The 13,521-nt window shown below is 72.4% G+C and carries 14 protein-coding genes; 8 read left to right on the top strand and 6 right to left on the bottom strand.

What is annotated here, in order from left to right; genetic code table 11:
- The 3 genes from GA0070613_RS04915 to GA0070613_RS04900 form a co-directional block, all read right to left on the bottom strand.
- Positions 1-990 (bottom strand): S8 family serine peptidase, encoded by a 990-nt coding sequence (locus GA0070613_RS04915; RefSeq protein ID WP_089011201.1) that lies wholly within the window; start codon positions 988-990, stop codon positions 1-3.
- Positions 991-2,575: 1,585 nt separating this feature from the next.
- The gene (locus GA0070613_RS04905) at positions 2,576-3,028 is read right to left on the bottom strand and encodes a hypothetical protein (protein ID WP_089011199.1); all 453 of its coding nucleotides are present in this window, start codon (positions 3,026-3,028) and stop codon (positions 2,576-2,578) included.
- Between the two features lie 113 nt (positions 3,029-3,141).
- A complete protein-coding gene (locus tag GA0070613_RS04900; RefSeq protein WP_089011198.1) occupies positions 3,142-3,354 on the bottom strand; it encodes an acyl-CoA carboxylase subunit epsilon in 213 nt (70 codons plus the stop codon).
- Between the two features lie 91 nt (positions 3,355-3,445).
- On the opposite strand from GA0070613_RS04900, the gene GA0070613_RS04895 reads away from it, so the two are divergent.
- The gene (locus GA0070613_RS04895; RefSeq protein WP_089011197.1) at positions 3,446-5,482 is read left to right on the top strand and encodes a serine/threonine-protein kinase; all 2,037 of its coding nucleotides are present in this window, start codon (positions 3,446-3,448) and stop codon (positions 5,480-5,482) included.
- A 59-nt stretch (positions 5,483-5,541) separates the two neighbouring features.
- Entirely contained in the window at positions 5,542-5,772 is a 231-nt protein-coding gene (locus GA0070613_RS04890) for a hypothetical protein (protein WP_089011196.1), read from the top strand.
- 89 nt (positions 5,773-5,861) lie between these two features.
- On the opposite strand, the gene GA0070613_RS04885 is transcribed toward GA0070613_RS04890, so the two are convergent.
- Both GA0070613_RS04885 and GA0070613_RS33220 read right to left on the bottom strand, forming a co-directional pair.
- On the bottom strand, positions 5,862-6,614 hold the full coding sequence (locus tag GA0070613_RS04885; RefSeq protein ID WP_089011195.1) for a GH25 family lysozyme: 753 nt from the start codon (positions 6,612-6,614) through the stop codon (positions 5,862-5,864).
- Positions 6,615-6,739: 125 nt separating this feature from the next.
- Positions 6,740-6,886: a hypothetical protein gene (locus GA0070613_RS33220; RefSeq protein WP_231929671.1), complete on the bottom strand. Its 147-nt coding sequence runs from the start codon at positions 6,884-6,886 to the stop codon at positions 6,740-6,742.
- Between the two features lie 90 nt (positions 6,887-6,976).
- On the opposite strand from GA0070613_RS33220, the gene GA0070613_RS04880 reads away from it, so the two are divergent.
- The 5 genes from GA0070613_RS04880 (at position 6,977) to GA0070613_RS04860 (ending at position 10,874) form a co-directional block, all read left to right on the top strand.
- Positions 6,977-7,720 (top strand): M50 family metallopeptidase, encoded by a 744-nt coding sequence (locus GA0070613_RS04880; RefSeq protein ID WP_089011194.1) that lies wholly within the window; start codon positions 6,977-6,979, stop codon positions 7,718-7,720.
- Positions 7,721-7,803: 83 nt separating this feature from the next.
- Positions 7,804-8,409 carry a class I SAM-dependent methyltransferase gene (locus GA0070613_RS04875; RefSeq protein ID WP_089011193.1) on the top strand — a complete coding sequence of 202 codons (606 nt, stop codon included), beginning with the start codon at positions 7,804-7,806 and terminating at the stop codon, positions 8,407-8,409.
- A 25-nt stretch (positions 8,410-8,434) separates the two neighbouring features.
- On the top strand, positions 8,435-9,418 hold the full coding sequence (locus tag GA0070613_RS04870) for a ketopantoate reductase family protein (RefSeq protein ID WP_089011192.1): 984 nt from the start codon (positions 8,435-8,437) through the stop codon (positions 9,416-9,418).
- 62 nt (positions 9,419-9,480) lie between these two features.
- Positions 9,481-9,972 (top strand): SigE family RNA polymerase sigma factor, encoded by a 492-nt coding sequence (locus GA0070613_RS04865; protein WP_089011191.1) that lies wholly within the window; start codon positions 9,481-9,483, stop codon positions 9,970-9,972.
- Positions 9,972-10,874, top strand: a complete 903-nt coding sequence (locus GA0070613_RS04860; protein WP_089011190.1) for a hypothetical protein — start codon at positions 9,972-9,974, stop codon at positions 10,872-10,874. The genes GA0070613_RS04865 and GA0070613_RS04860 overlap by 1 nt, the downstream gene beginning before the upstream one ends.
- Positions 10,875-10,922: 48 nt before the next feature.
- Here the strand turns inward: GA0070613_RS04860 and GA0070613_RS04855 are convergent, their stop codons facing one another.
- On the bottom strand, positions 10,923-12,506 hold the full coding sequence (locus GA0070613_RS04855) for an acyl-CoA carboxylase subunit beta (RefSeq protein WP_089011189.1): 1,584 nt from the start codon (positions 12,504-12,506) through the stop codon (positions 10,923-10,925).
- A gap of 108 nt (positions 12,507-12,614) precedes the next feature.
- On the opposite strand from GA0070613_RS04855, the gene GA0070613_RS04850 reads away from it, so the two are divergent.
- Positions 12,615-13,490 (top strand): biotin--[acetyl-CoA-carboxylase] ligase, encoded by an 876-nt coding sequence (locus GA0070613_RS04850; RefSeq protein ID WP_089011188.1) that lies wholly within the window; start codon positions 12,615-12,617, stop codon positions 13,488-13,490.
- Positions 13,491-13,521: the final 31 nt, after the last annotated feature.

Below are 13,521 nucleotides of genomic sequence, written 5' to 3'. Positions count from 1 at the left end.
CTACCGGCTGATCCGCGGCGGCGGGTCGTCGGCACGTCGACGACGCCGCCAGATCAGGTAACCGCCGCCCGCCGCCGCCAGCACACCCAGCGCGGCCAGTGCGCGGGCCGTCGCATCGCCGTCCCCGGCATCACTCGCGGCCGGCTCAGCGGCCGTCGTTGCCGTCGTGTTGGTAGCCGACACGGATTCGAAGCCGAGCGGGGGTACGTCCGCCGTCAGAGCGGCGACGAGGTCGATGACGCCGTAGCCGTACTCGTCGTCGCGTCCGGGCGGCCCTTTGTCGACAGCGGTGGCGGTGAGCCGGTGCGCGACCTCTTGGGCGGGAAGATTCGGGTACTTGGACCGGATCAGAGCGGCGGCGCCAGCAACAATCGCTGTGGCGCCGGATGTACCAGACCCCTTTGAGTATTTCCCGCCGTAGCTCGTGCTGTAGATATCCACTGCTGGTGCCACAACATCAATGTCAGGGCCGGTCACCGAAACGGCTGCGTGCTCACCGGCTCTGTCGATGCCGCCGACCGCGATGACTCCTTCATGAGAGGCTGGATAACCGACCGAGGAGGCTTCTGGTCTGTTGCCGACTCCTGCAACGACGATGATGTTTGCGGCCAGCGCGGCGTTAATCGCTTGGATGAGGCGCACGCTGGAACCGCCAGCACTGGAAATGCTGATTACGTCAACTCCGTGGCGGGCAGCGTATTCGATACCTGCGGCTAGATCATCGGCCTCCCCTCGATTGTCAGCTAAAGATGACATGATCGGGAGGATCTTGGCCTTCGGTGCGATGCCAAGCGCACCGAAATGTTCGCCTCTGCCATGCGCCGCTATCAGGCCGGCCATCGAGGTGCCGTGGCTGTTGTGGTCTCCATGACCGTCGCCGCTGCCGCCTTGGACGATGTCGGTTCCGATGAGAAGGTTGTTGATCAGATCGGGGTGTGGATCCACTCCAGTGTCTGGAACAGCAACGACAATGCCCTCGCCCTGGCTCATCCGATGCGCCTCGGCCACCTTGAGGTAGGTGAGGTGCCACTGGTCTCCACGAATCTGTGTAAGGCCACCGGGGCGAGGAGCGGCGTGAGCGGGACAAACCGCCAGCAGTCCTAGCGCCGACACAGCTAGTGCGGCGAGAGCTGCACGGATGACCTGCCGCCTCACCGGCCGAAGCCGATGGCGGGGCCCGGGTCTATCGGACCCTCCCCGTCCGGGGGGCGTACTACAGGGGGCACCCCCTTGTCGGTCTCCCACGGGTTATCCGGGTCCCAACGACGCGACTCGTCGTCAATTTGCTCTCGACGCCCCGGCCGTCCGGACGCAGGGCTCGTTCCGTAAGGGCCACCCCCCATGCTGGGGGCGCCGCCGATCGGCGGAGACCCGTGGACACCTGCCGGCCCGCGACCGGCCCCGGGACGGGAACCGGCGGCACCGGTCGGTGCGGTGCCGGCGCCGCCGCCTCCGATCACGCCTCCGATTGGGTTGACCCGACGGGGCGGGACCGCGGCCCTGCCAGGTTGGCCAAGTCCCAGACCTGGGGTCTCACCGATTAGTCCGCCTGGCGGGAGTGGCCGTGGTGGTGTGGTGTGCGGCAGCCCAGTTGCGCCTCCGACCGGCTTACCTACTGAGCTCGAGCGTCCATCCACCGGGCCACGTGTACCAACTCGGCCCGGTGCGGCAGTAACCGGCGGCAGTGCCGGTGGCAGCCCGAGGCCACCGACAGGTGGGGCGGAAGTGGGCGGGAGCGGTGCCGCCATGCCTGACAACCCAGCGCTGAGAGGAGGCGGTGCGAGCCCGGGAGCGGCCGCGCCGAGTACAGGTCCGGCCCCGACCGCCGGCCCAACCCTCGGAGCGGTTGGGGTCGCTTCCCGTCGGTTCGCACTCGACATTCGCTCCGGCGAGTGCGCCGTGCCGGACGCCGCGATCGGCACCGGCACGATTGGCGGAATGATTGGGGTCGGAGGGTTACTCCCGTAGACATCGGGATCGTTCGGCTGGATGCCTGGCCGACGAGGTGGAGCGGGCGGCGTGCGGAGCATGACCTGGGCTTGTTGGAGTTCGCCGCTGAGTCCCGTCATCAGGCCCCGCGCCTGCACATTCAGCCGCTCAAGGTCCGCGTCGGTCACCGGTGGCTGCGCCGGTAGCCGGCTGCCCGCCACCGCCTTCGGATCGGCGACCGTCGCCTCGTACGCCTGCTTCTGCTGGAGCTTGGTCGCGTACTCCCGGTAGAGCGGCTCAAGCTCAGCGTGGGTGCTGCCGATGGCGCGGGTCGCGGCGGCGAGCGCGTCGTAGTTCGCGGCGGCCGCGTCGTGGGTGCGTTGGACCTTGTCGATGAGCTGGTCCAGTTCGCCGATGTACGCGCGGGCGGCGGCGTTGGTCTCCGGCGGCCACGCCGCGGCTAGCCCGCGGCGGTACTCCTGTAGGCGGCTGAGGTGGGTCAGCGCGAGGTCGCAGACCTTGCGCCAACCGGCGACCTGTTTCCAGTGCCCTGCCGTGTCGTGGTCCTGGAGGCAGGCCCACATGCTGAGCACGTCCATCAGCCGCCAGTCGGTGAGGCCGGACGTCCGGCCGCTGCCCCGCTCGATCACGGCAGCACCACCCGCCCGCTCTCCGGCCCGGTCGGATCGGGGAGCGCGGGCAGGGGGCGTGCCGTTGTTGCGGAGGGACCGGCCAGGGCGCGTTCGACGTCGGCCACCCGGGCGGACGAGAACGCGTCCGAGTCGGCGTAGTCGTCGGCGATCGTGCCGGCCGCCTGGGCCAGCCGGCCGGTCGCGGGGGCCATCCCCCAGACCACCTGAGCGGTGGCCTGCTGGGTTTCGTGGTGCGCTTGGAGGAACTGCACCAGCTCGATGAACGCGTCGGCCGGGTTGGGGATCGGGGCCTTCATGTCGTCCGCGATGTACGACAGGTGGGGGGCGTAGTTCCGCTCGACCTCGGCCTGGAGTCGGTCGGCGAATTCCCGCATCTGTCGGATGTCGGCCTCGATGCTGGCGTAGTCACGCAGCCAGCCCGCCGGCCGGTCCTCCTCGGGGATCATCGGCCCTCCTGCCCGTCACCACACCGTTTCCCTGAGTGAGGTTAATGGCTGCGGCGCGATCTCGGCAGTCCCGACGAACTTCTTCCCACTCAGGACCGCCGTACCCGGGAAGGTCAGCGGGGGAGGCCGGAGGCGCGCCACGCGCCGGGACCCGCGGCGGGCGTCGCGCCGGCCGGCCGGCCGCTGCGCGCCCATGCCGACACGGCGACCGGCGCGGGGGCGGCGGCTGGGCGGGTCCGGACGACGATGGCGCCGACGAGGGCGGCCAACTCCTCGGCGTTCGGCACGCCGCGGACGATCCGGAACAGCGGCTCTTCGGCAGACATGACCTCAGGGTACGCGTCGAGAACTTGACCTTCGCCGCACAGTGGCGTGCCGGCGGTGTGACGCCCGCGCCTGCCGGGTACCGTCTCACCGATGTCGAACGCGCTTCCCCAACTCGTCGCCGACCGGTACCGGCTCATCTCGCCGCTCGGCCAGGGCGGCATGGGTCGGGTGTGGAAGGCGCGCGACGAGGTGCTGCACCGGGACGTTGCCATCAAGGAGCTCGTTCCACCGCCCAGCCTCACCCCGGAGGAGCGCCGCGAGATGCGGGAACGCTCCCTGCGGGAGGCGCGGGCCATCGCCCGGCTCAACAACATCAACGTGGTCCGCATCTTCGACGTGCTACGCACCGACGGCGATCCGTGGATCGTCATGGAGTACGTGCCGTCCAAATCGTTGCAGGACACCCTCGCCGAGGACGGCCCGGTGTCGTCGGCCAAGGCGATCGAGATCGGCCTCGGCGTGCTGGGCGCGTTGAAGGCCGCGCACAAGGCGGGCGTGATGCACCGGGACGTCAAGCCGGGCAACGTGCTGCTCGGTGACGACGGCCGGGTGGTGCTGACCGATTTCGGTCTGGCCACCATCCCCGGCGACCCGAACGTGACCCGCACCGGCATGGTCCTCGGCTCGCCCGCGTACATCGCGCCGGAGCGGGCCAGAGACGGCACCGCCGGGCCGGAGGCCGACCTCTGGTCGCTGGGCGCGACCCTCTACGCGGCCGTGGAGGGCAAGTCGCCGTACGCCCGACCGTCCGCTATCGCCACCCTGGCCGCGCTGGCCACCGAGCCGCTGCCGCCGCCGAAGAACGCCGGGCCGCTCAAGCCGGTCCTGCAGGGCCTGCTCCGCAAGGACCCGGCCGAGCGGATCACCGCCGAGGTGGCCGAGCGCCTGCTCCGCAAGGCCGGGGGCAAGCGCGCCAAGGGGATCTCGCTGCTGGACGGCGTACGCCGGCCGGGGCCGAACGGTCCGCGCGAGCCGCGCCCGCCGCTGGTGCCGGCGCCGCGCCCGCCCGCCGTGCGCGCCGACCGGCCGGCGGGCGCGCCGGCCCCGCGCAAACCCGATGCGGGTACGGCCACTGCCGCTGCCGTGGGCACCGCGCTCGCGGCCGACGCCGCCGCCAACACTCCCATCGGGTCGGCCGCCGCCCCGACCGCCAAGGTCGACCCGCCGGTGTCCACCTCGGACGCCGAGCCGACCGCGAAGGTCGAGGCCCCGGCGCCGGCTCTCGACGAGACCCGCGTGGACGGACCGCCGCCCGTCGCCAACGACACCCGTGTGGACGCGGCGGCTCCTGCGGCGGCCGACGACACCCGGGTGGATGCGCCTCCGCCGGGCAAGCCGGCGAACCCCACCTCGGTGATGCCGGCGCCGGTGAGCCCGGCACCGTCAACCGGCCGTGCCACCGTCGTTCCCGGCATGCGGCCGGACCACAAGCGCCGCAACCTGCTGATCGGCGTGCTGATCGCGCTCCTACTGGTCGCGCTCGTGGTGGCCGTGCCGCTGCTGAACAAGGGCGGCGACCCGAACGACGGCGGAGGCCAGCAGGCCGGCGCCACCACCGCCGCCTCGGAAGGGCCGCCGGCCGCTGCCACCTCGGAGCCGGCCGCGCCGGCCCCGTCCAGCGCCGCGCCCAGCGTGACCCCGTCGGCGAGCGCCTCGCCGGGTACGGCTCTGCCAGCGGGTTGGACGTTGCACAGGGATCAGAGCGGCTTCTCGGTGCCGGTGCCGCCCGGGTTCAGACTGAACTATCGCCAGCACTTCGGATCGGGGCCGGAGGACTGGCGGGTTCGCTTCTCCGACGGCAAGGGCCGCTCCCTGCTGATCGACCAGACGACGCGGCCGCTCAAGGATGCCGAGGCGGACTGGCGGGATCAGGAGCGGCGTCGTCGGGGCAGCTACTCCGGCTACCAGCTGGTGAAGATCGGCTCGGTGGACTACTGGGACGAGGCCGCCGACTGGGAGTGGATCTACAACGAGAACGGTCGGCGGACGCACGTCCGCAACCGGGGCTTCGTGACCGCGCCCGACAAGGGTTACGCGATCCGCTGGGATTGCCCTGCGGCGGACTGGGCGGCGAACGAGCCCAACTTCAAGATCATCGCGGATGGGTTCGTGCCGGTCCGAAAGTGATTCGCATGGCCTTCCGTCGGACGGGGTACTGATCCCGCGACGCCGGAAGGAGGTACGACATGAGTTACCGACGCAAGGACACCCGGCCCCGACTGGCACTGTGGATGCTGGTCGCGCTCGGGGACATCGTCCTGCTGCTGGTGAGCGCCGGCATCTCCGCGCTGGTCGCGCTGCTCGGTGTCGTGGCCGTCACCGTCGCCGGGGTGGCCGCCTGGCGTCTGACGCGGCGGAGCACCCTGGCCGGAGAGGGCACGGTTCCCGTGCCGGTCGGCGCCCGACGGAGGGCGTGACCGACGCAGGGACGACGGTGGCGGCAGCCGGACCAGCTATCGACCGAGGGTGATAGCCGATCCCGCTGCCGCCGACCGGTCGTCAGGGATCAGGTGTTGTTGGCCAGGGCGATCAGTCGGCTCCGGTCGCCGTTCCAGTAGTTGCGGTCGACGTTGCCGCTGATCCCGGAGACGCTGCCGCTGCTGGTGTACTGCCAGAAGCTCCAGACCGAGGCGCCGGCGGGCAGGGCGCCGGGGGTGCTGGACCAGCGGGCCAGCCAGAGCGGGTGGTTGGCCCACGGGCTCGTCCAGCTGCCCGTGCACTGGTTCCACCAGCTGGTGGTGGTGTAGATGACCGCGTACCGGCCGGTGCGGGATTTGTAGGTGGTGAGGAAGCTCTGGATCCAGCTCCGCATGCCGGAGGTGGTCAGGCCGTAGCAGTAGCCGCCGCTGTACGGGTTGGCCTCGATGTCGAGCGCGGCGGGCAGGGTGCGGCTGTCCGCCGACCAGGCACCGCCGTTGCTGGCGAGGTAGTTCGCCTGGGTCGAGCCGGCCGAGATGTTGGGCCGGGCGAAGTGGTACGCCCCGCGGATCACGCCGGCGTTGTAGGCGTTCACGTAGTTGGCGTTGAAGTTGGGATCCTTGTAGCTCGTGCCCTCGGTGGACTTGATGAAGGCGAACTGGATGCCGGCGTTGCGGACGCTCGTCCAGTTGATCGAGCCCTGGTAGCGCGAGACGTCGATGCCGGGAGTGGTTGCCGCGGCGGCCGGTCCGGCGGTCGCTACGAGGGCCGCGGCCGCGGTGGCGGCGACGGTGAGGCCGGCGGCGATGAGCCGGCGTACGGAGAGTCTGGTACTGGCCATTGATGCCTCCCGGGACGGCAACTGATTGACGCCCATCATTGGAGGTAACCGCCCTAGATCGCAAGGGGGCTTAAAGAATTCTTCATAGATGGCCGTCGTCGCCTGGGTGGCTGATCGAATGACGGTCAGCGGAGGGCGGCGGGGTCGATCTGCCAGCGGAAGGGCTCGGTCAGGGTCAGCGTCTCGCCCGCCTTGGCCACCCGGTCCTCGACGGCCGATTCGGCGGCGTTGGCCAGCCGGCGGGAGACGGTGCCGCGCTCATCGGCGTTCACCTCCCGCTCCGATCACCACCCGATCAGTTTCACACCATACGAGCCCGCGCCCCGGAAACGACACCCGATCAGCGAGTAGGCTCCCCGCCCATGCCCCTGATCGACGGCCTGACCACCCTCTGGGACAAGCTCCTCGGCGCGCAGCCCGACCCGCCGCCGCTGCTCGTCCTGCTCACCGCCGCCGTCGCGCTGGTGGTCGTCGCCACCCGGCTGCCCTGGCGGATCGCCCGTAACGCGGTCACCATCGCGCACGAGGGCGGCCACGCGCTGATGGCCCTGCTGACGGGCCGGAGGCTGCGCGGCATCCGGCTGCACTCGGACACCTCCGGGCTCACCCTCTCCGCCGGCCGGCCCAGCGGCCCGGGGATGATCCTCACCCTGCTCGCCGGGTACGTCGCCCCCTCGCTGGTCGGCCTCGCCGGCGCCTGGCTGCTCGCCGGCAACCGGATCACCCTGCTGCTCTGGGTGGCCGTGGCGCTGCTGCTGGCCATGCTGGTGCTGATCCGCAACGTCTTCGGGGTGCTCTCGCTGCTGGTCACCGGCGGGGTGGTGCTCGCCGTCTCCTGGTACGCCTCCCCGCAGGTGCAGGCCGCCTTCGCCTGGACCTCCGTCTGGTTCCTGCTTCTCGGGGGCGTACGACCGGTGGTGGAGCTGCAAAGGCTGCGGGGCCGGGGCCGGATGCCGGAGTCCGACGCCGACCAGCTCGCCCGGCTGACGCCGTTCCCGGCGCTGTTCTGGGTGACCGTCTTCGCCCTGATCAGCCTGGCCGCCCTGGGCGTCGGCGCGCTGCTGCTCGCCGGCCCGATCCTGACCGACGCCGGCCTGACCTTCTGACAGACCGGGCAACCCGCCGACGGACGGGGGACCCCGGTCGAGGGGGCAGCCGCGATCCGGACCCGCGGTTAGGCTGCCTCGGCATGGACGAGGTGATCGCCCGGAACCGGGCCGCGTACGACCGGATCGCCGAGGACTTCGCCGCCCGCAATCCCGACGTGCCCGCCCCCTACCTGGCGTTCGCCGACGAGTTCCAGCGGCGCGCCGACGGGCCACTGCTCGATCTGGGCTGCGGCCCGGGCCGGGACCTCGCCTTCTGGGCCGGACGGGGAGTGGCGGCGGTCGGGCTCGACCTGTCCGCGGCGATGCTGCGGGCCGCGCGCACCCGGGTCCAGGCCCCACTCGTGCAGGGTGACCTGCTCCGGCTGCCGTTCCGGGCCGGGGTCTTCGGCGGGGTCTGGTGCTCGGCGGCGCTGCTGCACCTGCCCAAGGCGGCCGCGTCGGCGGCGCTGGCGGACATGCGCCGGGTGCTCCGGCCGGGCGGTCCGCTGCTGCTCAGCCTCCAGGAGGGCGACGGGGAGTCCTGGCAGCGGTGGCCGGGTGAGAACGCCGACCGGTTCTTCGCCCGGTACCGCGCCGAGGAGGTCGGGGAGTTGCTGCGCGGGGTGGGCTTCACCCTGCTCGGCCGGGAACGCGACGTCACGCCGACCGGCAAACGGTGGCTCTGCCACCTCGCCGCGGCGGGATGACCCGGCGACGGGCAGAATCGGACAGATGCGATACGTGATCATCGGGGCGGGCGCGGTCGGCGGCACCATTGGCGTACGGCTGGGGGAGGCCGGCCGCGACGTGGTGCTGGTGGCCCGCGGCGCGCACCTGGACGCGATCCGGGACCGCGGGCTGACCCTGCGCTCCCCGGACGCGACGGTGACCTGGCGCGGGTCGGCCGCCGGCGGGCCGCCGGCGGCGCCGCTGCCGGCCGACACCGTGCTGGTGCTGACGGTGAAGTCGCAGGACACCGAGGCGGCGTTGGCCGCCTGGGTGGACGCGCCGGTCGACGGCGGCGGCACGGCGGGGGAGCGGTTGCCGCTGCTCGTCGCCCAGAACGGGGTGGCCAACGAGCGGGCCGCGCTGCGGCTCGTCGCCCGGGTGCACCCGGTCTGCGTCTGGCTGCCCGCCACCCACCTGGAGCCCGGTGTGGTCGTCGCCAACGGCCACCCGCACCCGGGGATGCTGCAGCTGGGCCGCTACCCGTCCGGGTCGGACGACACCAGCCGGGCGGTCGCCGCCGACCTGACCGCCGCCGGGTTCGTCGCCCCGGTCCGCGACGACGTCATGCGCTGGAAGTACGGCAAGCTGCTGAGCAACCTCGGCAACGGCCTGCAGGCGCTGCTCGGCCGGGACGTGCCGGAAGGCCTCGCCGAGCGGGTCCGGGCCGAGGGGGTAACGGCGCTCGCCGCGGCCGGGATCGCGCACACCTCGCCCGAGGAGGAGGCGGCCGAGCGCGGCGACCAGGTCCGGCACCGGCCGGTCGACGGCGAGGAACGGGCCGGCGGCTCCACCTGGCAGAGCCTGGCGCGGGGCGCGGGTTCCGCCGAGGCCGACCACCTCAACGGCGAGATCGTGCTCCTCGGCCGGCTGCACGGCGTGCCGACGCCGGCGAACGCGGCCGTCCAGCTCGCCGTGCGGCGGGCGGTGCGCGAGCGGATCCCGGCCGGGAGCTTCCCCCGCGTCGAGCTGGAGAAAATGATCGGCTGACCGGCAACCGCGGGCCCGACGCCAGGCGTCTCCCCTGCGACCGCCACGGGGGAGGTACCAGGGTGTCGGACGTCGACGGGTTCGACGAGTTCTACCGGGGCAGCCGGCAACGACTGCTCGGCTTCGTCTACGTGCTCACCGGGAACCTCGCCGAGGCCCAGGACGCCGTGCAGGAGGCGTACATCCGGGCCTGGCAGCGCTGGTCGACGGTGCGCGAGTACGACGACCCGGAGGCCTGGCTGCGGGTGGTCGCCAGCCGGATCGCGGTGAGCCGCTGGCGCAGCCTGCGCAGCCGGGCCCGCGCCTACCTGCGGCACGGCGTCGAGGAGACCAGCCCCGCCCCGAGCACCGACACGGTTGCGGTGGTGGAAGCGCTCCGCCGGCTGCCCGAGGAGCAGCGCACCGCCATCGCGCTCTACTACCTGCTCGGCATGCCGGTGGCCGATGTGGCCCGGGAGACCGAGGCGCCGGTGGGCACCGTGAAGGCCCGGCTCTCCCGGGGGCGCGCCGCGCTCGCCGGCCTGCTCGCCGTCTCTGACCTGGAGGAGGCCTGATGTCCGAGGACCTGAGTTTGGTCGATCGGCTGCACCGGGACATGGCCGCGGTCCGCTGGGCCGAGCCGGAGGAGATTCGCGCCCGGGCGCGCCGCCGCAGCCGACGTGCGGCGGTGGTGGCGGGGACCGCCGTGCTCGCGGTGCTGTCGGGCTCCGCGTACGCGACGGCCGGGCGGCCGACGACCCTGGCACCGCCGGTCGCCGCCCCCGCGCCGACGGTGACCGCCGCGCCGGCCGAGATCCCGCCGCAGACCCTGCTCACCGCGCGAGACGTGCCGCTGAAGACCGGTGTGCGACTCAGCGAGAGCGGCCTGGGGGAGACGGTACGGGTCGACCCGGTGCTGGAGTCGTGCGGCCGCGAGCGCGGGGTCCCGTCGACCGGACCCACCTCCCGCTATTCGCGGTCGCAGACGCTGTTGCGGGCGGCGGCCGACCGGACGGCGGCACCGGGCCCGGTGCTCACCCAGGACGTCTACCGCATCGACCCGGACCGGGGCCGCCTGCTCTTCGGTGCGGTCTCGCTGCTGACCGACGCTTGTGCCGAGTGGCAGCAGACCGGATCAGCGGTCCTGGCCGGCCGAACGGTGCTGACCGTGAGCACGCACCGGTGGGAGACGCCGATCACCGACTTCGCCGGTGACGAGTCGGTGATACTGCGCCACGTGTCGCTCGCGCCACGCAGCCGCGCCGACGGGAAGGTGGTGTCGCCGACGCCGCCGATCGAGGTCACCATGGTGGTGCGGGTCGGTGACCTGGTCACCGTGATCGCGACCGGCCCGGACACGCTCAAGGACACGGTCGACGGCATCCGTCGCGGCCCCGGCCTGAGCTACGCCGACCTGACAACGTTGGGCCGGACCGCCGCGCGCCGGATGTGCGGGGCCGCGAAACCGCCCTGTTGAGCGGGAGCCCCGCGTCCACGGCGGACGCGGGGACCTCTCGCCGGGCCGCTACAGCGGGATGTTGCCGTGCTTCTTCGGGGGCAAGGTCTCCCGCTTGGTGCGTAGCACCCGCAGCGCCCGGACGATCTGGGTACGCGTCTCGTGCGGCGGGATCACCGAGTCGACGTAGCCGCGCTCGGCGGCGATGTACGGGTTGGCGAAGGTGTCCTCGTACTCGGCGATCTTCTCGGCCCGGACGGCGGCCGGGTCGTCGGCGTTCGCCAACTCGGAGCGGTAGAGGATGTTCACCGCGCCCTGCGCGCCCATCACCGCGATCTGCGCGGTCGGCCAGGCGAAGTTCAGGTCCGCGCCGAGGTGCTTCGAGCCCATCACGTCGTACGCGCCGCCGTAGGCCTTGCGGGTGATCACGGTGACCTTCGGGACGGTCGCCTCGGCGTACGCGTAGATGAGCTTCGCGCCGCGGCGGATGATGCCGTCCCACTCCTGGCCGGTGCCGGGGAGGAACCCGGGGACGTCCACGAAGGTCAGCACCGGGATGTTGAACGCGTCGCAGGTCCGTACGAACCGGGCGGCCTTCTCCGACGCGGCGATGTCGAGGGTGCCGGCGAAGTGCATCGGCTGGTTCGCGACCACGCCGACCGGGCGCCCCTCGACCCGGCCGAAGCCGACCACCAGGTTCTGCGCGTAGAGCGGCTGGACCTCCAGGAACTCCCCGTCGTCCAGGACGTGCTCGATGACCCGGTGGATGTCGTACGGCTGGTTGGCCGAGTCCGGGATCAGCGTGTCCAACTCCCGGTCCTCATCGGTGATGTCGAGGTCGGCCGGCGCCTCGAACACCACCGGCTCGTCCAGGTTGTTCGACGGCAGGTACGACAGCAGCGCCTTGACGTACTCGATCGCGTCCTCCTCGTCGCTGCCGAGGTAGTGCGCGTTGCCGCTGCGCGAGTTGTGGGTACGCGCGCCGCCCAGCTCCTCCATCCCGACGTCCTCGCCGGTGACCGTCTTGATCACGTCGGGGCCGGTGATGAACATGTGCGAGGTCTGGTCGACCATCACGGTGAAGTCGGTGACCGCCGGGGAGTAGACCGCGCCGCCCGCGCACGGGCCCATGATCAGCGAGATCTGCGGGATGACGCCGCTGGCCCGGACGTTGCGGAAGAAGATCTCGCCGTAGAGGCCCAGCGACGCCACGCCCTCCTGGATGCGTGCGCCGCCGGAGTCGTTGATGCCGACCACCGGGCAGCCGATCTTCATGGCCAGGTCCATCACCTTGACGATCTTCTCGCCGAAGACCTCGCCGAGGGAGCCGCCGAAGACGGTGAAGTCCTGGGCGAAGACGCAGACCTGCCGGCCGTCCACGGTGCCGTAGCCGGTCACCACGCCGTCGCCGTACGGGCGGGTCTTCTCCAGCCCGAAGTTGGTGGACCGGTGCCGGGCCAGCTCGTCCAGCTCGACGAAGGAGCCCTCGTCGAGCAGCATCTCGATCCGCTCCCGCGCGGTCTTCTTGCCCCTCGCGTGCTGCTTCTCGACCGCGCGTGCCGACCCGGCGTGCACCGCCTCGTCGACCCGACGGTCCAGGTCCGCCAGCTTGCCCGCGGTGCTGTGGATGTTGATCCCGGTCTCGGTAGTCACCCAGGGAATATAACGATGGTTCAGGCGACCACCGCTGTGCAGTGCGCCTCACCGGGCTCCGGCCGGCATCCGGCCGACGCCGGAAGGCCGGGGCCGTAGGCTGGCGGGATGGCCGGCTCGCCGTACACCGATCTGGACCGCCCGCCGCTGTCGGTGGCCCGGCTGCGGCGCGCGCTGGTCGCCCCGCACGGCCCGTGGCGCCGGCTGGAGCTGCGCGCGGAGACCGCCTCCACCAACGCCGACGTGGTCTCCGCCGCCCGGGCCGGCGAGCCGGAGGGCCTGGTGGTGGTCGCCGAGCGGCAGACCGCCGGCCGGGGCCGGCGCGGCCGTGTCTGGCAGTCGCCGCCCCGGGCCGGCATTGCGACCAGCGTCCTGCTCCGGCCCGGCGAGGCCGTTCCGGAGCGCGGCTGGTCGCCCGTCCCACCCGCCGGGTACGGCTGGCTGCCGCTGCTCGCCGGGGTGGCGCTGGCCGAGGCGGTGGCCCGGCTGGCTGAGCTGGAGGCGGGCCTGAAGTGGCCCAACGACCTGCTGATCGACGGCGCGAAGTGCGCGGGGGTGCTCGCCGAGGCGGTACCCGGCACCGCCCCGACCGAGCCGCCGGCCATCGTGGTCGGCATCGGCCTCAACGTCACGCTCCGCGCCGACGAGCTGCCGGAGAACCCGACCGGGCTGCCGGCCACCTCACTGCAGCTCGCCGGGGCGGCGGCGACCGACCGGGATCCGCTGCTGCGCGCCCTGCTCCGCTCGCTCGCCGACTGGTACGACCGCTGGCGCGACGCCGGGGGCGACGCGGTGGCCAGCGGGCTTCGCGACGCCTACCTGGCCGGCTGCGCCACCATCGGCCGCCAGGTCCGGGTGCTGCTGCCGGACGGCCGCGAGGTGAAGGGGACCGCCACCGGCGTGGACCCGGACGGCCAGCTGCTGGTCGAGGGACCCGAGGGGCAGCTGCGCCTCGCCGCCGGCGACGTGCTGCACGTCCGCTGACCCGCTTTACCGCCGTGCGGCTGATCCGTGG

Origin of the sequence: Micromonospora inositola (assembly GCF_900090285.1) — a bacterium.
Taxonomy (GTDB): domain Bacteria; phylum Actinomycetota; class Actinomycetes; order Mycobacteriales; family Micromonosporaceae; genus Micromonospora; species Micromonospora inositola.
Note: the sequence above shows the minus strand (reverse complement) of the source record. Positions and strands in the feature narration are given on the sequence as shown.

What these genes read in the sequence shown, in the direction of transcription:
- GA0070613_RS04860 (WP_089011190.1), top strand. Translation starts at nt 9,972, where the DNA reads ATGTCCGAGGACCTGAGTTTGGTCGATCGGCTGCACCGGGACATGGCC.
- GA0070613_RS04895 (WP_089011197.1), top strand. Translation starts at nt 3,446, where the DNA reads ATGTCGAACGCGCTTCCCCAACTCGTCGCCGACCGGTACCGGCTCATC.
- GA0070613_RS04905 (WP_089011199.1), bottom strand. Translation starts at nt 3,028, where the DNA reads ATGATCCCCGAGGAGGACCGGCCGGCGGGCTGGCTGCGTGACTACGCC.
- GA0070613_RS04885 (WP_089011195.1), bottom strand. Translation starts at nt 6,614, where the DNA reads ATGGCCAGTACCAGACTCTCCGTACGCCGGCTCATCGCCGCCGGCCTC.
- GA0070613_RS04870 (WP_089011192.1), top strand. Translation starts at nt 8,435, where the DNA reads ATGCGATACGTGATCATCGGGGCGGGCGCGGTCGGCGGCACCATTGGC.
- GA0070613_RS04880 (WP_089011194.1), top strand. Translation starts at nt 6,977, where the DNA reads ATGCCCCTGATCGACGGCCTGACCACCCTCTGGGACAAGCTCCTCGGC.
- GA0070613_RS04850 (WP_089011188.1), top strand. Translation starts at nt 12,615, where the DNA reads ATGGCCGGCTCGCCGTACACCGATCTGGACCGCCCGCCGCTGTCGGTG.
- GA0070613_RS04890 (WP_089011196.1), top strand. Translation starts at nt 5,542, where the DNA reads ATGAGTTACCGACGCAAGGACACCCGGCCCCGACTGGCACTGTGGATG.
- GA0070613_RS04915 (WP_089011201.1), bottom strand. Translation starts at nt 990, where the DNA reads ATGAGCCAGGGCGAGGGCATTGTCGTTGCTGTTCCAGACACTGGAGTG.
- GA0070613_RS04900 (WP_089011198.1), bottom strand. Translation starts at nt 3,354, where the DNA reads ATGTCTGCCGAAGAGCCGCTGTTCCGGATCGTCCGCGGCGTGCCGAAC.
- GA0070613_RS04875 (WP_089011193.1), top strand. Translation starts at nt 7,804, where the DNA reads ATGGACGAGGTGATCGCCCGGAACCGGGCCGCGTACGACCGGATCGCC.